This is a genomic window from Thermostichus sp. OS-CIW-32 (genome assembly GCF_054060415.1).
This window is the reverse complement of record NZ_JBSSDD010000001.1, coordinates 255,617-277,111: the sequence shown is the minus strand read 5'-3', so window position 1 is coordinate 277,111 and position 21,495 is coordinate 255,617. Positions and strand designations below refer to the sequence as shown.

The 21,495-nt window shown below is 60.0% G+C and carries 13 protein-coding genes and 2 pseudogenes; 10 read left to right on the top strand and 5 right to left on the bottom strand.

Features of this window, described 5'->3' with window-relative positions:
• Positions 1-32: 32 nt before the first annotated feature.
• Complete coding sequence (lipA, locus tag ACVWY8_RS01300) at positions 33-920, top strand: lipoyl synthase (RefSeq protein ID WP_457392281.1); 888 nt, start codon at positions 33-35, stop codon at positions 918-920.
• A gap of 91 nt (positions 921-1,011) precedes the next feature.
• Positions 1,012-2,151 carry a DUF389 domain-containing protein gene (locus tag ACVWY8_RS01295; protein WP_457392284.1) on the top strand — a complete coding sequence of 380 codons (1,140 nt, stop codon included), beginning with the start codon at positions 1,012-1,014 and terminating at the stop codon, positions 2,149-2,151.
• A 17-nt stretch (positions 2,152-2,168) separates the two neighbouring features.
• Here the strand turns inward: ACVWY8_RS01295 and ACVWY8_RS01290 are convergent, their stop codons facing one another.
• A complete protein-coding gene (locus tag ACVWY8_RS01290) occupies positions 2,169-3,443 on the bottom strand; it encodes a dihydrolipoamide acetyltransferase family protein (protein WP_457392287.1) in 1,275 nt (424 codons plus the stop codon).
• Between the two features lie 81 nt (positions 3,444-3,524).
• Positions 3,525-5,990 carry a phosphoenolpyruvate synthase gene (gene ppsA, locus ACVWY8_RS01285; protein WP_457392290.1) on the bottom strand — a complete coding sequence of 822 codons (2,466 nt, stop codon included), beginning with the start codon at positions 5,988-5,990 and terminating at the stop codon, positions 3,525-3,527.
• Positions 5,991-6,327: 337 nt separating this feature from the next.
• On the opposite strand from ppsA, the gene ACVWY8_RS01280 reads away from it, so the two are divergent.
• From ACVWY8_RS01280 to ACVWY8_RS01255, 6 genes and pseudogenes are all read left to right on the top strand, one after another.
• On the top strand, positions 6,328-7,281 hold the full coding sequence (locus ACVWY8_RS01280) for an RluA family pseudouridine synthase (protein ID WP_414331111.1): 954 nt from the start codon (positions 6,328-6,330) through the stop codon (positions 7,279-7,281).
• Between the two features lie 290 nt (positions 7,282-7,571).
• Positions 7,572-8,750, top strand: a complete 1,179-nt coding sequence (locus ACVWY8_RS01275; protein WP_457392293.1) for a transaldolase — start codon at positions 7,572-7,574, stop codon at positions 8,748-8,750.
• A 47-nt stretch (positions 8,751-8,797) separates the two neighbouring features.
• Positions 8,798-10,282, top strand: a pseudogene (locus tag ACVWY8_RS01270) (cobaltochelatase subunit CobN); the annotation flags it as partial.
• 50 nt (positions 10,283-10,332) lie between these two features.
• Positions 10,333-10,644 carry a DUF2605 domain-containing protein gene (locus ACVWY8_RS01265; RefSeq protein ID WP_041436371.1) on the top strand — a complete coding sequence of 104 codons (312 nt, stop codon included), beginning with the start codon at positions 10,333-10,335 and terminating at the stop codon, positions 10,642-10,644.
• Positions 10,644-10,907: a DUF2973 domain-containing protein gene (locus tag ACVWY8_RS01260; protein WP_414344596.1), complete on the top strand. Its 264-nt coding sequence runs from the start codon at positions 10,644-10,646 to the stop codon at positions 10,905-10,907. The genes ACVWY8_RS01265 and ACVWY8_RS01260 overlap by 1 nt, the downstream gene beginning before the upstream one ends.
• 29 nt (positions 10,908-10,936) lie before the next feature.
• Entirely contained in the window at positions 10,937-11,398 is a 462-nt protein-coding gene (locus tag ACVWY8_RS01255) for a GerW family sporulation protein (protein WP_457392296.1), read from the top strand.
• 5 nt (positions 11,399-11,403) lie between these two features.
• On the opposite strand, the gene ACVWY8_RS01250 is transcribed toward ACVWY8_RS01255, so the two are convergent.
• The 3 genes from ACVWY8_RS01250 to ACVWY8_RS01240 all read right to left on the bottom strand — a co-directional run bounded on the left by ACVWY8_RS01250 (position 11,404) and on the right by ACVWY8_RS01240 (position 17,682).
• Positions 11,404-14,847, bottom strand: a complete 3,444-nt coding sequence (locus tag ACVWY8_RS01250; protein ID WP_457392299.1) for an AAA family ATPase — start codon at positions 14,845-14,847, stop codon at positions 11,404-11,406.
• A 270-nt stretch (positions 14,848-15,117) separates the two neighbouring features.
• Positions 15,118-17,394, bottom strand: coding sequence for a single-stranded-DNA-specific exonuclease RecJ (gene recJ, locus ACVWY8_RS01245; RefSeq protein WP_457392302.1), 2,277 nt, complete (start codon positions 17,392-17,394; stop codon positions 15,118-15,120).
• A gap of 120 nt (positions 17,395-17,514) precedes the next feature.
• Complete coding sequence (locus ACVWY8_RS01240) at positions 17,515-17,682, bottom strand: hypothetical protein (RefSeq protein ID WP_083757636.1); 168 nt, start codon at positions 17,680-17,682, stop codon at positions 17,515-17,517.
• Between the two features lie 178 nt (positions 17,683-17,860).
• Here ACVWY8_RS01240 and ACVWY8_RS01235 point away from each other — a divergent pair.
• Both ACVWY8_RS01235 and ACVWY8_RS01230 read left to right on the top strand, forming a co-directional pair.
• A pseudogene (locus ACVWY8_RS01235) lies at positions 17,861-18,784 on the top strand (transposase).
• A 320-nt stretch (positions 18,785-19,104) separates the two neighbouring features.
• Positions 19,105-21,492, top strand: coding sequence for a hypothetical protein (locus tag ACVWY8_RS01230; protein ID WP_457392304.1), 2,388 nt, complete (start codon positions 19,105-19,107; stop codon positions 21,490-21,492).
• Positions 21,493-21,495: the final 3 nt, after the last annotated feature.

Genomic DNA, 21,495 nt, shown 5'->3' with positions numbered 1-21,495 from the left:
CCGTCGCTGCTGTTTCGTGCTGGAGCGCTTCTTTGACTGTTGTTTCTTCTGGTAGCAAACCCTCCTGGCTGCGGGCCAAGGCCCCTCAACGGGTGGGATCCGTCAAACAACTGCTGCGGGACTTGGGCCTAAACACGGTTTGCGAAGAGGCTTCCTGTCCCAACCTGGGGGAGTGTTTTGCCAACGGCACCGCCACCTTTTTGATCATGGGCCCGGCCTGTACCCGCGCCTGCCCCTACTGCGATATCGACTTCACCAAACGCCCTCTGCCCCTGGATGCCACTGAACCCCTGCGGGTGGCGGAAGCAGTGGAGCGCTTGGGATTGCGCCATGCGGTGATTACGTCGGTGAATCGGGACGACCTGCCCGATGGGGGAGCCAGCCAGTTTGTGGCCTGCATTGCGGAAATCCGCCGCCGCATGCCCCAGACCACCATCGAGGTCTTGATCCCAGACCTATGTGGTAACTGGCAGGCGCTGCAGCAGATCTTGGCCGCCCGACCGACGGTGCTCAACCACAATACCGAAACGGTGCCCCGCCTCTATCGCCGTGTACGCCCGCAAGGGAACTACGAGCGCTCCCTCAAACTGTTGGAGTTGGCACGGCAATGGGATCCCGGCCTGTACACCAAGTCAGGGGTGATGTTGGGTCTGGGAGAGACAGCCGAGGAGATCTTGCAGGTGATGCGGGATCTGCGCCGGGTGGGTTGTGACATCCTCACGCTCGGCCAATACCTGGCGCCCAGCCCCAAACACCTGCCGGTGGAGCGCTACGTTCCCCCCGAAGAGTTCGACCATTGGCGACGGGTGGGGGAAGAGCTGGGCTTTTTGCAGGTGGTGTCCTCCCCTCTCACCCGCAGCTCTTACCATGCCGAGGCCGTACAAGATTTGATGCGCCACTCTCCCAAAGGGGGATCCTGAGTAGCGGCTCTCCACCAAGTTAGACTGCTGAAAGCCCGAGGCTGGTGTGTTCCTGACACCGCCAAGGAGACCCAAGACCGGGAACCCAATCATGGATATGAACAGGATCCCTCCTTCTACTAGCAGCAGCTCAGAAACCGGCTTGGTTCCCTCACCCCAGGGTTGGCCACAGCCTCTCCGCTGGCGGCCACCACTGGTCACTCCAGAAGAATATGCCGAGTTGATGGTGGGATTGATGCGGGAGTCTCGCCTCAGCCTGAACTACTTGATGTTGGTGCTCGGCTCCTGTGTGATTGCCACGTTGGGGTTACTGGCCAATAGCCCGGCCGTGATCATTGGGGCGATGATCGTGGCTCCTTTGATGCTGCCGATTCGCGGCATGGCCATGGGGGCTTTAGATGGGAATGTGGTCTTGTTTCGTACAGGCATCCTGTCTTTGACCGTGGGAACTGGTATTGGGGTGGGGGTGTCTTTCCTGCTGGGGTGGTGGGTAGGTCTTCCCAATTGGGGCAGCGAAATTTTGGCCCGCACTCAACCCAACCTGTTGGATTTGGGAGTGGCGCTAGCAGCAGGGGGAATTGGCGCTTTTGCTAGGGTGCGTAAAGAGATCGCCGACAGTTTGGCAGGGGTTGCGATTGCTGTGGCCTTAATGCCGCCGGTGTGTGTGATTGGTTTGGGACTGGCCCGTGCCGACTGGGAGATCAGCCTAGGAGCAACCCTGCTCTATTCCACCAACCTGTTGGGGATTGCCCTGGCTTGCATGGTTACGTTTTTGCTGATGGGCTACGCCCCCTTGCACAAGGCCCGTTCTGGATTGGTGTGGATGTTCGGTTTGGTGATGGTGTTGCTGGTGCCGCTGGCAGCCAGTACGACTCAACTGCTGTATCAATCTCGGTTGGAACGGGCGCTACGAACCGCCTTGCTAAACAGAACCATCACCTTCCAACGGGTAACCCTATTGCGCAGCGAGTTTAACTGGTTGGTCAATCCCCCAGAAGTAGTGCTGTCGGTACGAGCAGACGAGCCGATTACCCCCAGGCAGGTGACTTTGCTGGAGGAATTTGTGGCGGCGGAGGTAGGTCGCCCCTTTACCCTGATTTTTCGGGTGGTACAAGACCAAGAGGTGCGCCGAGAAATGCCTGCCCCAGAAGAGCCTGAGTCGGATCCCGAGGTTAACCCTACAGAGGCAACTCTTTCCCCACGACCGAGGGGGATTATTCCCCCCTACTGAATCGCCGGGTGGGCTTGCTACAACGTCAGGGATCCCACATTTTGTTCTAACAACTGGGCCAGATCCTGCAGGAAAGCCGCCGCATGAGCCCCGTAGATGACGCGGTGATCACAGGTAAGGTTCACTTGCATCTGGGAGCGGATGGCAATCGCTTTTTCCGGTGTCGCTACTACCGTGGGGCGAGAAGCGCCAACGGCCAAAATGGCCCCTTGGCCAGGCGGCAAAATGGCATCGAAGCGATCCACCCCGAACATGCCCAGGTTGGAGAGGGTGAAGGTGCCGCTGGTGTACTCCTCTGGCTGCAGTTGCTTACGCCGCGCCCGCTCCACCAGATCCTTCCAGCGGCGGGAGATCTCGTAGAGATCAATCCGATTGGCTTGCTTTAGGACAGGGGTGATCAGCCCGCCATCCTCCATGGCCACGGCCACGGCGATGTTGATATCCGATTTGTAATGGATGCCGTTTTCTGTGTAGCTGGCATTCAAAAGGGGATGCTTCTCCAGGGTCAGGGCCACCGCTTTGACCAAAAGGGCCGTCAGGGTCACCCCCTTAGGCTTTACCTGTTGGTACAGCTGATCCAAGTTGTCGGTGGTGATGGTGTAGCCGACGTGGAACACCGGCACGCCAAGGCTGGCGTTCATGTTGCGCACCACCGCCGCTTGTAGGGTGCTGAGGGGAACTGTCTCTCCCAAGGGGACAGCCACAGGAGTTGGAGGCGCGGGGGCTGGAGCAGAGGGGGCAGCCACTGCAGGAGCGGAAAGGGCCGCAGCTCGCTCCACGTCTTCAGCGACGATGCGACCATTGGGGCCGGAGCCGCGCACGGTGCGCAGATCGATCCCCAGGCTTTCCGCCAATTTTTTCGCCCGCGGGGAAGCCACGATCCGCTGGGATCCGGCGCCATCCGATCCATTTGGCAGTGTAGAGGTGGGGGTTGCCGCAGGGGCAGGACTTGTCGGCTGAGCTGCAGAGGCGCGGTCTGCGCTAGGTGGAGCCACAGGGGCAGCTCCGGCAGAGAGGGCCTTGGCTTTTTCCTGAGCTTGGGCCACTTCCGCTTCGCTTTCGGCAATCAGGGCGATGGGCGCGCCCACCGGGGCCGATGCTCCTGCCGGAATGAGGATGCTGGCCAGGATGCCGCTGTGGAAGGACTCCACATCCATGTCCGCTTTGTCCGACTCCACCACCAGGATGTTTTCTCCCTTCTCCACCCGGTCGCCGGGGTTTTTCAGCCAGGCGACGATCTTGCCCGTTTCCATGGTGGAGCTGAGGGCCGGCATGGAGAGTTCGTGGATCATCGATGGGGATGGGAACACAGCAGAAGAGATTGTAACTCAGGAGACGGGATCCCCGCGCACGTCCCTGGGCCGGCTTTGGGCTCACCGGGCGCCAGCCGCTTCTGCTTCGGCCACCACCAGCAGGGTTTTCAGCAGGGAATCGGGGTTGAGGCTGATGGAATCGATCCCCGCCTGCACCAGGAAGCGGGCGAAGTCGGGGTAGTCGCTGGGAGCCTGCCCGCAGATGCCGATCTTGCGCCCGTGGCTTTTCACCGTCTGGATTACCTGGGCGATCATCCGCCTGACGGCCTCGTGGCGCTCGTCAAAAAGATGGGCCACCAGGGCTGAGTCGCGGTCTAACCCCAGGGTGAGCTGGGTGAGGTCGTTGGAGCCGATGGAGAAGCCGTCGAAGATCTGGCAGAACTCGTCGGCCAGGATAACATTGCTGGGCAATTCGCACATCACGTACACCTGCAGGCCGTTTTCTTCCCGCACCAGGCCGTGGCGGGCCATCTCTTCCAGCACCTTGTGCCCCTCTTCCGGCGTGCGGCAGAAGGGGATCATCAAGATCACGTTGGTCAGGCCCATCTCATCCCGCACCCGTTTCATGGCCCGACACTCCAAGGCAAAGCCCTCACGGTAGCGGGGATCCGTGTAGCGGGAAGCCCCCCGCCAGCCGATCATCGGGTTTTCCTCGTGGGGCTCGTAGCGGGATCCCCCCAACAGGTGGGCATACTCGTTGCTCTTGAAATCCGACAGCCGCACGATCACCGGCTTGGGGTAAAAGGCGGCAGCAATGGTGGCCACCCCCTGGGCCAGCTTGTCCACAAAGTACTCCGGCTTGTCGGCATACTGGGCGGTGAGCTCTGCCAGGCGCGGCTCCTCTTTCACCGCCTGCTCGTAGTTGAGCAAAGCCAGCGGGTGGACCTGAATGTGGTTGGCAATGATGAACTCCAGCCGCGCCAGCCCCACGCCATCGCAAGGGATCCCGCTGAGGCCGAAGGCTTTTTCTGGGTTGCCCACATTCATCATCAGCTGGGTGCGGGGACGGGGCAGCTCCTCCAGCGGGATCTCCGTCACCTCATAGGGCAACAGGCCCGGGTAGACCCGCCCTTCTTCCCCTTCGGCGCAGGAGACGGTGATGGGCTCGCCGGAACGGAGCACCTGCGTGGCGTTGCCGCAGCCCACAATGGCCGGGATCCCCAGCTCGCGGGCGATGATGGCCGCATGGCAAGTTCTGCCCCCCTGGTTGGTGACGATGGCGCTGGCCTTTTTCATGATTGGCTCCCAGTCGGGATCCGTTTTTTCGGTCACCAGCACCTCGCCGGCCTGAAACTGATCCGAGCGGCGCACATCCAAAATGACGCGGGCTGTGCCCTGGCCAATGGCCTCGCCTACGGCCCGTCCCCGCACTAGAGGCTCGGGCTGCGCCCCAGGCTGGGTGAAGCGATAGGTGGTCAGCTGGTTGGCCCCTTTTTGCGACTGCACCGTTTCGGGGCGGGCCTGGACGATAAACAGCTCGCCGGTGATCCCATCTTTGGCCCACTCGATGTCCATGGGGGTGAAGCGGCCCCGCAGCGCCGAGTAGTGCTCTTCGATCAGGCAGGCCCAGCGAGCCAGCTCCAGGACTTCCTCGTCCTTGAGGGCATATTGCCGGCGCAGGCTTTCGGGGACGGCCACGTTTTTGGTGGAACGGGATCCCCCCTCGTCGTAGACCAGCTTCAGGGCCTTGCTGCCCAGCTTGCGGGAGAGGATGGGGCGCAGTCCCTGCTTGAGGGTAGGTTTGAACACCACGTATTCGTCGGGGTTGACGATCCCTTGCACCACGTTTTCCCCCAGGCCGTAGGCGGCGGTGATCAGCACCGCATCTTTAAAGCCGGTTTCTGGGTCGATGGAGAACATCACCCCCGAGCAAGCCAGATCCGAGCGCACCATCTTCTGCACCCCCACCGAGAGGGCTACTTGAAAATGGTCAAAGCCCTTGATCTGGCGGTAGGAGATGGCCCGGTCGGTAAACAAGCTGGCAAAACAGTGGTGACAGGCATTGAGCACTGCCCGCACTCCACGCACGTTCAGGTAGGTCTCCTGCTGGCCGGCAAAGCTGGCATCCGGCAAGTCTTCTGCCGTGGCACTGGAGCGCACCGCCACATCGGTGTCGGGGCCGTAGCGCTCGCACAGCTTTTGGTAGGCTTCGGCGATGGCCTGCTCTAGCTGAGGGGGGAAGGGAGTTTGCAAGATCAAGGTGCGGGCAGCCTTGCCCCGCTCGCGCAAATTTTGGACATTCTCAATGTCTAAGTCTTTGAAAATCTCCTGCAACTTCTCCTCTAGGCCCGCAGAGGCGATGAACTGGCGATACGCATGGGCGGTGGTGGCAAATCCTGTCGGCACCTGGATCCCCTTTGAGGTGAGCTGCTGCAGCATTTCTCCCAAGGAGGCGTTTTTCCCGCCCACCTGGGCAACGTCCCGCAGCCCCACCTCCGTCAGGGGCAAGACCAAAGGCGGCTCTGAGCCAAGCTGGGGTTGAGAGGGTTGCTGAAGCTGGGATCCCCTGGTTGCTCCATCCGACATGCCTTACCTCCTTCTTAGATCCATTGAGCGATCCATTGAGCCAACGCCAATTGCTGGGGTGTGCTGTGTTGTCGGCTTGGGATCGCTCCCGGCTCTCCTATGCCAACACTCGGCCCAACTCATTCTTGGTGGGCCATAGCCTCACTCTAGTCAGGATTTTCTGCCCCTTAAAATTGCCCAGGGATCCCCCCAAGAAGGCTTAGAAGGCGATGAGACAAGGCAGATCCCCCCACCACCTGCCTGCGGAAGTTGCTGCAAATCTTCGACCTTTTTTACTCAGTGCAAAAGTAGCCGGGCTGCCACAATGGTCAAAGAAGGCAATTTGGGCAACAACGGCATGGAGGGCCACAAGGAGGCTGCAGCAGACATTCGCCAGATCAGGGTGACGGAAAAACAGCAGGGCTTGCGGCTGGATCGAGGATTGGCAGAGCAACTGCCGGAGCTGTCGCGGTCGCGCCTGCAGCAGCTTATCCGCCAGGGCCAGGTTTGGCTCAATGGGCAGCCCTGCCGGGATAAGGATCGCCCCCTGCAAGCTGGGGATGAAGTCGAGGTGCGGATCCCGCCAGCCACCCCGACTGCCCTGCAGCCGGAGCCGATCCCCTTGGACATTCTTTACGAAGATGACGATTTGCTTGTGATCAACAAGCCCCGCGGTTTGGTGGTGCACCCCGCCCCCGGCCACGCCAGTGGCACCCTGGTGCACGCCCTGCTGGCCCACTGCCCCCATCTTTCAGGCATCAACGGCGAGCTGCGTCCAGGTATTGTCCATCGCCTTGACAAAGACACCACTGGTGCCCTGGTGATTGCCAAACACGATCAGGCCCACCAGCACCTACAAGCCCAGATCCAGGCCAAAACCGCCCGGCGCATCTACTTGGGGGTGGTGTTTGGCCGGCCGGCCCAAAGCCAAGGCACCGTCTCTGCCCCCATTGGGAGGCACCCGGTGGATCGGCAGAAAATGGCCGTCCTGACCCCTGGCCAAGGGCGAGTGGCGGTAACCCACTGGCAAGTGTTGGAGCGGCTGGGCAACTACACCCTGATGCAGTTTGAGCTGGAGACCGGGCGCACCCATCAAATTCGGGTGCATGCTGCCCACATGCGCCTACCCATTGTCGGGGATCCCCTCTACACCCAGAGCAAAACCAGCCCTGTTAAGCTGGGCGGCCAAGCTCTCCATGCCTGGAAGCTCTCCTTTGTTCACCCGCGCACAGGCCAGCCGCTGCAGTTTACCGCTCCCCTGCCGGAGGAGTTTGAGCGGCTCTTGCGGCAGTTGCGCAGCCAGGCGGGCTAGGCAGCCTCTGGGGTTTCCCCCTTGCTTTGCCTGGTCATTGCAAACGGCTGTGGAACAGCTGGTTGGTTGATCCCCAGCTCCCCTCGCCCGCAAGGGGTGAGGGTCAGCGGCGAAGGGTCTTCATCTTGTTTGAAACGAGTATGCCCAGTTGTCCCCACACCCGTGGGGGTGAACCCGGCCAGAGAAGAGAATTAAGACAATCTCATGTCTACCGGGATCCCTGAATGGGATGGGTAACACTGAAACTAGGTCGCAGAAGCGGCGCGTAGCGCAATCTCAAGGAGCCGAACATGAGCAAGAGCTTGCTGGAGCAATTGCGACAGATGACTGTCGTGGTCGCCGATACGGGGGATATCAACGCCATCGAGAGCTTTAAGCCGCAGGATGCCACCACCAATCCCTCTTTGATCACAGCGGCTGCCCAAATGCCCCAGTACCAGGGCATTGTCGATGAAACCTTGCTCAAGGCCCGCCAAGAACTGGGATCCAAAGCCGACATCAAAACCGTGGTGGCCCACGCCATCGATCAACTGGCCGTGGCCTTTGGCGTGCGCATTTTGTCCATCATTCCTGGCCGGGTCTCGACGGAGGTGGATGCCCGCCTCTCTTACGACACAGAAGCCACAGTTGCCAAAGCCCGCCATTTGATCGAGCTCTACAAGGCGGCAGGAGCGGATCCCAAGCGGGTGCTGATTAAAATTGCCTCGACTTGGGAAGGGATCCGGGCTGCCGAGATCCTGGAAAAAGAAGGGATCCACTGCAACCTTACCCTGTTGTTTGGCTTGCACCAAGCCATAGCCTGCGCCGAAGCGGGGGTGAAGCTGATCTCGCCCTTTGTGGGCCGCATCTTGGATTGGTATAAGAAACACACGGGCCGGGAGAGCTATCCCCCTGCCGAAGATCCGGGGGTGCAATCGGTAACCCAGATTTACAACTATCTACGCAAATACGACTATCCGACCGAGGTGATGGGGGCCAGCTTCCGCAACATCGGGGAGATCATCGAGTTGGCCGGCTGTGATCTCCTGACCATCTCGCCCGCCTTGCTGGCGGAGCTGCAGAACACCGAGGGTTACCTGGAGCGCAAACTGGATCCGGAAAAAGCCAAGAAAATGGACATCCCGCGCCTGGTGATGGATCGAGCTACCTTCGACCAGATGCACCGGGAAAACCGCATGGCCTCAGAAAAGCTGGAAGAAGGGATCCAGGGCTTCTCCAAAGCGCTGGAGGTGCTGGAAAAACTGCTCACCGAGCGGCTGCAGAAGCTGGAGGGTGCCAAGGAAACCATTACCCACGCCGCCCAGGATGTCTTCCGCCTCTACGACCTGGATGGGGATGGCTTCATCACCCGCGAGGAGTGGATGGGGGCAGATCGCGTTTTCGATGCCCTGGATACCAACCAAGATGGCAAAATTACCCCTGAGGAAATGTTGGTCGGCCTAGGGGCGGCGGTCTATCTGAAGAATTAGCCGCTGGCAGCCGGCCTGGGAAAACCTCAAGGTCTATGGGCGAGAACTTTCGCCACATCGGAGACGGGGTGGCCGCCCTGGAAGCGCAAGCCCGCCGCTGGATTGCCCAGCGGCTGCAAGGGATCCCTTACGATCCGCCGCCGGGGCCAGCAGCCAGGCAGGTGCTGCATTGGATCGAGACGGATCTGCTGCCGCGCCTGCAGCAAACCCCCCAGGAGCTGGAGAACCTGCTGCATGGGCTAGGGGGCGGCTATGTGCCCAGCGGCCCTTCCGGCGCCCCCACCCGAGGCCGAGTGGACGTGTTGCCCACGGGGCGCAACTTTTACTCGGTGGACATTCGCGCCATCCCCACCCCCACCGCCTGGCAGGTCGGCTCACTGGCCGCCGAGCGGCTGGTGGAGCGCTACGTGCAAGAGCAGGGGGAATATCCCCGTCGCCTGGGCCTATCCGTTTGGGGCACTTCAACTCTAAGAACTGGCGGCGACGATTGGGCCGAGGCCCTGGCGCTCTTGGGGGTCAAACCCCGCTGGGATGGAGGACGGGTGGTGGACATCGAGATCCTGCCTGTAGCGGTTTTGGGCCGCCCCCGTGTGGATGTAACCTTGCGCATTTCTGGCTTCTTTCGCGATGCCTTTCCCAATCTGATTGCCCTGTTTGACCGGGCCGTGCAGGCCGTGGCTGACCTGGAGGAGCCAGAAGCCGACAATCCCCTGCGGGCCCACGTGCTGGCCGATACCCAGTACTGGCAGGAGCAAGGGATCCCAACGCAAGCAGCGGCGGAGCGGGCGCGGCTGCGCATCTTCGGTTCCAAGCCAGGGGCCTACGGGGCCGGCCTACAGGGGCTGATCGAGGCGCAAAACTGGGAAACAGAAGCGGATCTGGCCCGCGCCTACCTCAACTGGAGCAGCTACGCCTACCGGGCCGATGGCGAGGGAGAGCCGGCCCCCGAAGCCCTGCGGCGGCAATTGGCCCACCTGCAAATTGTGCTCCACAACCAAGACAACCGCGAGCACGACCTGCTGGACTCCGATGACTACTACCAGTTTCAAGGGGGGATGGTGGCGGCAGTGCGAACGCTCCAGGGCCGCAACCCGCGGATTTACTTCGGGGATCACGCCCGTCCCCACAACCCTAAGATCCGCACCCTGGCCGAAGAAATTGACCGCGTCTATCGCGCCCGCGTGATCAACCCCAAGTGGATTGCCGGCGTGATGCGCCACGGCTACAAGGGCGCCTTCGAGATGGCTGCCACCCTGGACTACCTCTTTGCCTACGACGTCACCACCCATGCTGTGCCGGATTTCATGTACGCCGGCCTGGCCCGCGCCTACCTATTGGATCCCCAAGTCCAGCAGTTCCTGCGATCCCGCAACCCCTGGGCGCTGCGGGACATGAGCGAGCGGCTGCTGGAAGCCCACCAGCGGGGCTACTGGCAAGAGCAGGCCCTGGAATTGCTGCCTCAGATCGAAGCCCTGATGCTGGAGATGGAAGCCTACCTGGAATCCCGCTCTCCCGTGGCGAGAGAAGGTTAAGTTCTGCTAAGATTTTTTCATCCAAACCAGTTGTGGAGGGATCCCAGGCCATGAGCAAATCTGAGCTGTTGCGAGAGATTCTGGGGCCACTGTTGGAGGACTACCGCTACTGGTTTGAGCGTTCTCGCCGCTTTTTGCAGGAAGAGACCCTGGAATTGATCAGCCCAGAAGAGCAGCAGTCCTTGCTGGAAGAGGTTTTGGCTGCCCAGGCGGAGCTACAGGTAGCCAAAGCGCTTTATCAGGCCTCTGATCAAGAGGTTGGCATCGACCCTGGGCTGATGGCAAAATGGCATCGCCTGCTGATGAAATGTGCCGAATTGGGCCGTCAATTTCGCCAGATTCACCCCTCCCCCGACCTGTAATGCTGCAGATTCTCTACCTCATCGCTTTTGTGGCCATTGCCTTTTTGGCCCTGCGCAACTTGGTTACCAATGTCATCACACTGGGCGTGGAAGAGCGCAAGGCCTCTCCTCGTCGTGCCCGCAAGCGGATCCCTCACCCAGAGCTGCTGGATGAAGATGGCAACCTCACCGAGGAGCCTCTACTGGTGATTCGCTCGGCCAGCTTGGAAGAAGCTCGCAGCCGTTTGGAAGATCTCTATTCCGGCTCGCCGGACGAAGATTAGGGGAGTTTCTTGGGCTTTCTCTCTTGGGCGTGGCTGCACTAGCCTGGGAAGGTACTGCGCGCCATTTGCCCGAGCGTCTGGTGGGCGAGTCAACGGAGATGGGATCCGACTTCAACGTGGAATCGGTGCTGGAGGCGGTGCTCGGCAAGCTGAAGGTTTTGGCGGAAACGGGACAAACCTTTGGTCAGCCGATCACTATTGGTGAGACGATTATTGTCCCTTACATGTCCTTGCATTTTGGCTTGGGTGGGGGAGGGGGTAACTTTGGAAAGACTGCTCCTGGCTGTCGCGGCAACGGCGGGGATCCGGCCAGTCTGTTCGGGGGAGCGGGGGGTGGGGTGCGCATCGAGCCAGTTGGCTTTCTGGTGATCCGAGGCGAGCGAGTGGAGCTGCTGACCACCGTCCAGAAGCCCGACCAGTGGAACCAACTCAGCGAGACTCTGGTGCCCCTGTTGCAGCAGTGGCTGCAAAATCGTGCCGGCAACTCCTGAAGGGACTAGCCGCGAATGGAGAGGCGGGATCCCTGGGGAGAGGGTTGTACCTCAATGCGGCGGGGGAAAGCATCCTGCAGGCTGGGGATGTGGGTAATCACCAAGATGCAGGCAAAGTCCGGGGCGATGGCGTTGATGGCAGCCAGCAGTTGGGCGCGCCCGGTGGCATCCTGGGATCCAAACCCCTCGTCGATGATTAAGGTTTGCAGGTCGGATCCCGAGCGCTGGGTGAGCAGGCGGGACAAGGCCAGGCGAATGGCGAAGTTGATGCGGAAGGCTTCTCCACCGGAGTAAGTCTCGTAGGGGCGGGTGCCGTGGGGATCGGCAATGAGAATGTCGAGGGTGTCATAGGGACTCCGTCCCGCTACGGAGGACAGCTTGGCCGGTGAGCAATAGCGTCGCCCGGAGCGCTGGGTAACCAATTGCAGGTGCAGGCGGTGTTGGGTAAGGCGGGCCAGGATCTGGTTGGCCTGGGCTTCCAGCTCGGGCAGGACATTTTCGACGATCAGGGCGGGGATGCCGTTGCGGCCGTAGGCATTGGCCAGCTCTTGGTACACCTGCTGCTGGCGGCGGGCCTGTTGCAGTTGCTGTTCCAGCTCGGCCTGTTCCGCTTGCTGTTGAACCGCCTGTTGTAGCCGTTGTTGGGCGGCCCCTATCTGAGACAGCACCTCATCCAGCCGCCGGCGGTGCTCCCGCAGGGTTTGGCGGATCCCTTCCAGCTGAGCAGGCAAAACCTCGGGATGCTCCGCCAGTTGTTGCTGAAGCCGTTCCAACTCTTGGGTGGCCTGGGCAAAGTGCTGGCGGCTTTCCTGTAGGCGTTGGGATAAGGCTTGGGTGCGGGCTGCCACCTCCGGCAGTTCCTGGCGGGCCACCTGTAGGGCTTGCAGGCGCACCGGCCAGAGTTGCGCTTGGGCCAGTTCGGCTTTCACCTGCTGGTGCAGGGATCCATCGTAGCCCAGGTGGTTTAACGCCTGTTCCACCTGAGCCAACCGCTCCGCCAGGGGAGAATCCGATCCCACTGGCGGGACGGAGTCCTTGGATCCCACCTGTTGCAGGGTTTCCAGTTGTGCCTGTAGGGAGGCGATTTGCTCCCATAGGTGAGAGCGGCGCTCCTGGGCCTTGCGGAGTTCCTGAGAGCGGCCCAGTGCCCAGCGCCAGCGCTCCAGTTCTCCTCGTTGTAAGGCGTGCTCGCGCTCGTCATAGCCCAGTTGTTGCAGGGCCTGCTGGATCTGCTGGAGCTGTTGCCGAGCTTCTTGAGCGTAAGCTTCCCGGTCGAGGATTTCCCTCAACTCTGCCGCTTCTGCTTGCCAGAGCTGGATTTGCCGGCGGCGTTCCTGCTCGGCTTCCCACTGCTGTTGCAATCGCCCTTGCAGATGCAGGCGCTCATCCCAGGTGGCCAGTTCTTGGCTGAGACGGCGGTATTCTGCTTGCAAGAGTTCAATCTCCCGGTCGGCCACCGCCAGTTGTTCGCGGATAACAAACAGTTGGCCGGCAATTTCTTCTTGACGCTCGCGGTGTTTTTTCAGCACCACATCCCGCAGGCGCAGGCTGAGGGGACGGCTACAGAGGGGGCAAGTCCAGTGGCGACGGCGCTGCGGAGCCATAAGGCTGGATCCCTGCGGCTCTGGTGTTGGCGTTGCGGGGGATGACTCGGCAGGTTGACCGGCGGAAGATAGGGCCAGGGATCCCTTCTCTTGTTCGGCTGTCTCCTCGACAAGGGCCGTCACTCTCGCCAAAGTGGGGATGGGGCGGCGCTCTCCCTGATCTTGTTCGCCTCGCGGAGCGCTTTGAGCGGAAAACGCCTCTTGACCTTCATCCCAGGTGGTCACCAACAGGCGGCAGCGTTCTTCCTCCTGTTGCCACTGTTGCTGGAGAACCCGCTGGCGTTCCTGGAGCTTTTGCACGAACAGCCGTCGTTCTTGGACTTTTTCCAACACCCGCTGCTGGTAGAGACGCCGTCGCTCCAGCTCTGCCAAGGCGGCCTCTCCTTCGGCAATTCTCTGCTCCAGGTGCTGCTGCTGCTGGGCTAGAGTTTCCTGGCTTTGCAGTTGCTGGCTGAGAAGCTGGAGGCGGGCTTGCAGACGTTCCCGCTCGCGGCGGATTTGCTCTTGCCAATGCTGTTGCTGCTGGAGAAGGACGGCGGCTTGAGCTTGGGCTTGGTTCAGGGCCTGGAGACGCTCTTGAGCTTGCTGGTAGTGGCGCAGGCCGGTTTCGATGCGTTCCTGTTCTGCCAGCAATTGGGCATCGGCTTGGGCCTGGGCTTGGCAGGTGGCCAACTCCTGTTGCAGCCGTTGCATCTTGCGCAGTTGCTGCTGTTGCTGCTCGGCTTGCTGGGCCTGGAGCTTTTGGTGTTCTTGGAGCAGGTGTTGCTGCTGCTCGAAGAGATGGTGGAGATGGCGATCTTGGGTCATCAGGGCTTGGTAACGTTCGTAGCCCGCCAGGACCTCCTCACTCTGGGCAATCAGCTCTTCCAACTGGAGCAGGTGCTGTCGCTGGGCACGCCACTGTTGCTCGGTGTGCTGTAGGTCGGCGCCGAGCTTCCGTAAGTGTTGGGTGAGGTGGTGATGGCGTTCCTGCAAGGTGCGGTGATGTTCGTAGAGGCGCTCTAGGGCTTGCAATTCCTGCTGTTGCTGGGCTAGGAGCTGCTGCAGATGGGTTTGCCGTTGTTGGAGTTGCTCCAGTTCGGCTTGAATTTGGCCAAGGTGGGCCTGTTGTTGGTCAAGCTGCTGCAGGCGCTCTTGGAGCAGATCGGCTTTGAGCTTGGCGCTGCGTGCCCGTTCCCGACAGCGCTCGGCCAGCAGATCGTACTGCCCCAGCTTGAGCATGTCGGCCAAAATTTGCTTGCGCTCGCCAGGACGCTTCAGGGTGAAGGCATCCGCTTGTCCTTGTCGCAGATAGGCAGAGTGAATAAAGGTCTCGTAGTCGAGGCTGAGCTGACTTTGAATGGCCTGTTGGGTGGCGCGCATGCCGCGGCGGGTTAGGCTGCGCCAGCGAGGTTGGCCGTCGGTTTCTCCGGTTTGAATTTGCCACTCCAGGGATCCCTCGCCCGATAGATGACGGCTGCGCAGGACACGGTAGGTTTGTCCTCGGGAGCGGTAGATCACCTCTACCCAGGCTTCGCTGGCCCCCTTGCGGATGAGATCGCTATCGTTGCTGGCCCGGCTTTGCCCCCAAAGGCCCCAGGTGAGGGCATCGAGCAGGGCGGACTTGCCTGCCCCATTGGGGCCACAGATACAGGCGGTGTGGATCCCGCGCAGATCCAAAACGGCGTGAGCGTAACAGAGAAAATTGTGCAAGGTTAGGCGAACCGGGATCACGGAAAACTCTGAGGGGCTCTGGTTGCTGGAAAAAATGAGGTTGAGCCATTTGATCCAGAGTATCGCGTCAGCGGTGGGGAGCAACAATGAGGAGTGAGAAGTGAGGGGAGAGGAGTGAGGATACTGATACATTCACGCTGAACTCTCCTGAACATGGTTCAGGAAAGAAGCGATCGCATCCTGCCTATCTCTGAGCAGGAAGGCGGTATCCCGCAAAGCCCTGAGGAATACCCCCCGAGCGCTTTCCCCCTTCACTTCCCGGCAACCGTTGCGGTGGACTCAAGGATCAGGGGGAAACTTGGTCTACTATATCCCTCTCAATGACTTTTGCCAAATCGCCTAAAGCTCAGTAAATTCAGCAAAGTTCAGGGTTTTGGGGGTTAGAGGCATGCTCCCTTCTCACTACTCTCCGTTCTTTTCTCTTTTCTCTCTTGTCTCTCTTGAGAGGGGATCCGATTGCATTAGCCGCTGACACAGTTGGGCAATCTGGGTGGGGCTGGCCTCGTCCAGCCAGCGGTGAAAGGCTTGGGATTCCTGAAGGCGGCCCATCAGCAAGGTGGGGATCTGCTCCGGGCCGTCCAGTTCCGCCAGCCATTGCCGGGGAAAGCCGGTTGCCGCAGCCAGATCCTCGGGATCCCGTCGGCCTGCTTGCCACAGCGCTTGCAGTTGGGCAATCTGCTGGGGGATCTGCTCCCAGGGGGAGGCAGAAGCGGCCAGGATCAGGGTTCGGGGCTGTACCTGTTGCAGCAGTTGTGCCAAGTCCGCCGGTAGCCAGGGCCAGCGGGCCAGCACCAGCTTTGCCCCTTTTGGTGGTGGAACAAAGTTCTCGGCCTCCTGCCCGTCGTAACAGATGGCCCCTTTCAGCGAATCCGGCAGGGGTTTCTGCCGAAAATCTTGGATCTGTAGGCGAGGGGCGGAAATGGTGGGTGCCTGCCACTCTCCCGCAGGGCGCACCGCCAGCACTTTGCCCTGCCAAGGCTGTTTGCCCCGGTCATCCGCTTCCAACTGGAGGGCGATGTCCAAAGCTTGGCATGCTTGCCACCGCTCCAGCTCTTCGCCGGCTTCCCAAAACCAGAGGGCACGGGATCCCAGCTCAAACTTCAGGTGGCGGCCATTCTGGGAAGCCCTCAGCCTGACGCTGCCGCGGCGAACGTTCATCAAGGCTACGACAGGGTTGGGGTTGCCGTGGCCAAAGGGCTGCAGAAGCTGCAACTGCCGATACACCTCGACCAGCTCTGCCACCCCATCCCGGCCCTGAGAGGCCAACCGCTCCCAATCGATAACAATCTCCACCGCCAAGGCGCGAGCTTGGCGATCCGGGCCGACCCGCGCGGCCAGCTCCCGCCGCAAAGCCAGTTGTACGGCGGCCAGGCAGGACAGATCCACTTGGATCCCAGCGGCCATGGGGTGGCCGCCTCCCCCCAGCAAGAGGGGACGCACAGCCTCGATGGCCTCCACCAGGTTCACCCCCGGAATCGAGCGGCCCGAACCATAGCCCCGTCCCGTCCTCTCGTCTTTGGCAATCAACACCGTCGGGCAACCGTACTGCTCCGCCAAGCGCGCCGCGGCGATCCCCAAAACCCCCGGATTCCAGCCGCTTCCGGCCAAAACAATTGCCCGCTCCCGCGCCAGATCCAAGCTCTCCACCTGTTGGCTGGCCTCTTGCAGAACCTGTTGGGTGAGTTGCCGACACTCCTCATTGAGGGCAACGAAATGCTCCACCAGCGTCTGGGCCCGCTGCGGATCCGAGGTGGTCAACAGCTCCACCGCTAGGCTGGCATCGTCCCAGCGACCAATGGCGTTCAGCTTGGGGGCAAGGCGAAAGGCGATGTCCTGGGCTGTCGGCGTTCCTGAGGATTGGCTGTTGCTCACCCAATCCAAAAGAGCCCGCAGCCCCGGACGCTGGGTGTTGGCCAGCACGGGCAGGCCCCGCTGCACCAGGTAGCGGCACTCCCGCTGCAACACCGCCACATCGGCCACGATCCCCACCGCCACCAGATCCAGGTACTCTTCTACACCAGGGATCCCCAGCGCTTGGTAGAGGGCCTCCGCCAGCTTGTAGGCCACCCCCACCCCCGGCAGAAAGCGCAGCGGGTGTTCCTCTGGCAGGCGCAGCGGGTTGACCACCGCATAGGCAGGGGGCAAGGGATCCGGCAGGGCGTGGTGATCCGTCACGATCACGTCCATCCCTTGGGCTTGGGCCATGGCAATTTCGGCAGCATTGCCCACCCCGCAATCCACCGTCAGGATCACTTGGCAGCCTTGATCCAGCACCTGCTGCAGCCGCTGAGGGTTCAAGCCATGCCCTTCGGTGCTGCGCAGCGGTAGAGTGAACTGGACTCGGAAGCCCAAGGTTTGTAGCGCCGAGAGCAAGAGGCTGGTGGCGGTAACGCCATCGCAGTCGAAGTCTCCCCAAATGCAGAGGGTTTCTCCTCTTTTTCTTGCCTGCAACAGCCGCGCCACCGCCCGCTCCAGATCCGGCAGGGATCCCGCTGGCGTGGGAGAATACTGATTAGGATCGACAAAAGCCCGCGCCTGTTCTCGGCTGTGCAACCCCCGCAGAGCCAGCACCTTGGCCGCATACTTGCCGTACTCTCGGCTCAGCTCCGGATCAAATTGAGGCGGGGTGGGCAGCAGATCCCAGCGGTGCGGAGTATCTTCGCGCCAGCCGTAATCCATGCAAGCTAGGCCGACCCCTTGGCCGACAAGAGTAGAACTTCTCAGGAGCCTATCAAAAACGGCCCAGGGGGGAAATGGATCCCAGAGGAAAGGGCTGGGGATGATGGGCTACCTTGAACCCTACTGGCAGCAGTGAGAAGCCACACAGCAGGCGGAGGGGTGCTCGTGATTGTGGGTGGCACAGGCTTCGCTGCAGTAGAGTTGACCTTCGTAGCGATAGCCTTGGCTGCTCTCGAAGCTGCAGTTGCAGTGTTCACAGGCGCAACGGACAAGGGTGCTGGCAGACATGATTTTCTCTCCTTCTTTCTCGTTTTTTCCTAGGGATCCTCTTGTCGAAGATCCGCGTCTCTACACCCTAGCGGTTACTCGGCAACGATGCTGAAACAAGAATCAGAATCATTTTTGGCACTTCACCGATTACAGCCTATGAATTAGGATACAAGTATCCAAGAGAAAAGAGAGATATATACCAATCTATTTGTTAGATTTATCCCAAAGAGTTGTGGCAGCTTATCAGGCAGGCAAGACCTCCACTCGCCAGGTAGCGGAACAGTTCATGGTAACCCAAAGAACACTGCACCACTGGGTGCATCAGTATCAACAAACTCAGGATTTATCCCCCAAGAAAGTCGGCACAAAGCGAGTAGGTATTCTGGAACAACACCGGCAAGAAGTTATGACGGTCATTGAAAGGCGCCTGAACTATTATCCGTGGTAGTATCAAGAACTGCTACGAGAGCAACTGGATACTGATGTGAGTGCTGTTACGATAGACAACTTTTTAAAAAAGCGAGGAATGACGCTAAAAAAGAATTACCGCAGTGTAAAAATCAGAGAAGAGGAGGTGCAAAGGCAACAATTAGCCTGTAGTTAAGAAGTCAAGAATATACCAGTGGAAGATATAGCTATTCTAGACCAGACAAGGGTGTGAGAGGCAATGGAACGGAGGGGTATCTCGGAGTTTACGCAGTCAAAGAGCTTACAGTTACCGTCAGAGATGCAAGGGGAAAAAACATAAGATTATTGAATCTATTTCCTGGAGAGAGGCAGTAGGCTGTTGTGTTATCAAGGGTGGAATGCGGAAGAGCAATTTTCTGGAGTTTTTGCAAAGTGACTCATGTCCGGAACTGGATGCGCGGAAGGTGGTGATTAGAGTTCGGAAGTGGAGGGTTTGATTCAAGGAACAGGTGCGCGGATCATAGACCTGCCTGTGTATGCACCAGAGTTGAATCCGATTGAGAGGATGTGGTCGGTATTGAAGCCTTTTATCCGGCAGTTTTCCAGAGCCGGGAAGTATGGGATGGAGCAGATAGCAGAGACCTCTTGACTACTCATCAATCCATTCTGCTTCCGAAGTTGGTTTGCTAGGTGTTGCTACTGTGCCCCTTGATTCCTTAACAGGCTGTACTGCTCCATCCCTATGCACGAAGAGGGATGCCGCCGCCCTAATTACTGGGAAGAGACTCCCAGATACTTTGTCCCTCTAATGTCCCTCTAGTAAGAGGTACTGCACCACGAAGCACTCAGTGCCGCCGCAGGCGAACAAGCTGGCGGAGTTCGCAGTTACTGTATCAAGAAGCCGTCATAAAGGGCGGGGCTTGTAACCCAGTTTTCTGGTCAATGTGGCGTTGGCATCTCTTTGTGCTTTATCCTGAGGGGCGATAAGCTAAAGTACAGCAACAACACAGTCCTAAACTGGGAACTTTATTGATGCCTCCGCGCTCCTCTTCCTCCCAGAGTGGCTCTACCCCATTCCCCTTTCTGGAGGGGCGGGGTGCTGCTGACGGTGAGGCTGAGTCGAGCTTGCCGCTGGGACAGCGTCTGCTGCGGGCAGGGCTAATTTCCCAATCCCAGTTGGCTCAGGCCCTGCGAGAGCAACAGCAAAACCACCTCAAGTTGGGAGAAGTGTGTCTCGAGCACGGCTGGCTCACCCCAGCCGCTCTCTACCGCTTCCTGCCCAGCCAGTCTCTTTCTCTGGAAGAGATTTTGGTGGCACTGGGCCACTTGGATTTTGAGCAGTTGCGGGTTGCTCTGGCCCAACAGCGTCGCTACGGGCGGAAATTGGGGGAGATTCTCACCTGGAAAGGCTGGGTACAGCCAGCCATTTTGGATCGCGCCTTGGATGTTCAGGTGCAACTGCAACGGATGGCTTCCCCCAATGCGTGGGAAGCACTGCAGCCTTTTTTGGCTAAGGATCCCAAACCCGAGGTTCAGCTTACCCCCCAAAGAGCGGCAACTCCTGGCCGAGAAGCTCTGGCCCAGGATTTGGCTGTACCCGAAGAGGCCAAGATCCCTTGCGAGGGAACAATTCAGCCATCGAGTCTCGAATCCGCAGTTGGGGGAGATCCCATCCCTGGAACATTGGCTGCGGCGGCCTCGGATCCCTTTGCCGATGAGCCTCAACCGGCCACCTTGGCCGACTACCGCAAGCAAGTGGAAGCCTTGCAGCTACAAATCGAGCTCCAGGAACAGGAATGGGATCGGATCCTGGCCAACATGAACCAGCAGATTGCCGATTTTCAAAACCAGTATCAGCAGCGCATTCAAAAACTGGAAGCCACCATCCGTCTCCAACAAGCAGAGCTCCAGCACCAGGCAACGTTGCAGCAGGATTTGCGGGTTTGGCGGGAACAACTGCAAAGGCTGGAAACGGAGCTGGCTCTTGCCCGCGCTGCTGAGCAAAGGGCGCAGCGGCAGTTGCAAACCCAGCAAGATTGCTATCAGTCGGAATTGGAGCAGTTGCAAGAGCAAATCCAGATTCTGCAGAAACGCCAGTTGGACTCGGTGCCCAGCAGCGTTGTGGCTGACCTACGCGCTCAATTGGAAGCGGCGCTCCAGCAGCTCCAGCAGCTCCGGTCGGGGCGGGATCAGCTGCAGGCCCAACTTGCCCAGCAAGCTGCAGAGCCAGAAGCTGCCCCATCCCGGCATCTGGATTCCTTCTGGCCAGAGCAGGTTGCCGCCTTGGAGCAACAGATTGCGGAGCTGAGGGCCGCTTTGCAGATGTGGCAAGAGCGCTACGCCCAGCTACAGCAAGAGCACGAGGCCCAAATGGCGCGGCTTTCCGGCTATGTTCCCCCAGAGCAGGTGGAAAGCTTACAGGCGCAGCTACAACAACTGCAAGCGGAAATAGCACAGCTGATGGCAGCCAACCGTGACTACGAAGCGCACCTTGCCCAACTGGAGGAGCAACTGCAGCAGAGCCAAGCCCTGATCCACCAGCTCAGGGCAGAACGGGCCGAGGCCGACCAGCGCATTGTCCAACTGGAGGGATCCCTGCAAGCCCGCCAAGAAGCCTTGGAGCAAGCTCAACAACAACTGAAAACCACGGGATCCCGCCTCAGCGCCCTTCAACAGCAGCAGGCCAACTTGACGGTGGAACTGCGAGATGCGCGAGAGCTGCTAGCGGCCTACCGACAGAGCTTGGAGACTTTACAGGAGAACCTCAAGATTGAGCAGAATCGCAACCGTCTGCTGCAGGTGAGTTACGAACAGCAAAAGCTGATCGCCGAGGCAGCGCAGGCTCAGTTGAGAGCAGCCAACTTCTCTGGCTCAACCGCCAAAGATGAGCCAGCACGTTCGCGTGAGCGAAACACAGTCCTTACGAGGAGACTGGAGGAACCTGCGACCGATGCCGGGGAGCTTCCCGCCAATCCTGAGGACACGCCGACGGATCCTTTGCTGGCGGAACTCACCCCCTGGGCCAGGCATCTGTTCCAAAACTTGCAGGCAGCGGGCTTGCTGGATCGGCCCCAGATCCAAGACATCCTCAGCCGCTGGCAACAGTCGGGGGGCAAGCTGACTGCGGTCATTGGCGAGTGTACCGGCCTGAAGGCAACCACGGTCGCGGTAGCGGTGCGGAGCACTTTCAAGTTCTTTGCGGATGGGGGGTATTCTGCCCGTTTGTCGGGGTGCCGCACGGTGGGAGAGTTCCTCAAGGCTGCCGACTTGTTGGCTGCTGAAGTGCTGGAGTCCTTGCCGCCGATGGATGAATCTTCGCCCCACTGGGGGGATCCCTTGGTGGAGCGGGGGTTATTGCGACCGGAGACGCTGCAGTATTTTCGCAAACATTTCCTGCCAGCTTCTGCCAGCGGATGCTGAGAT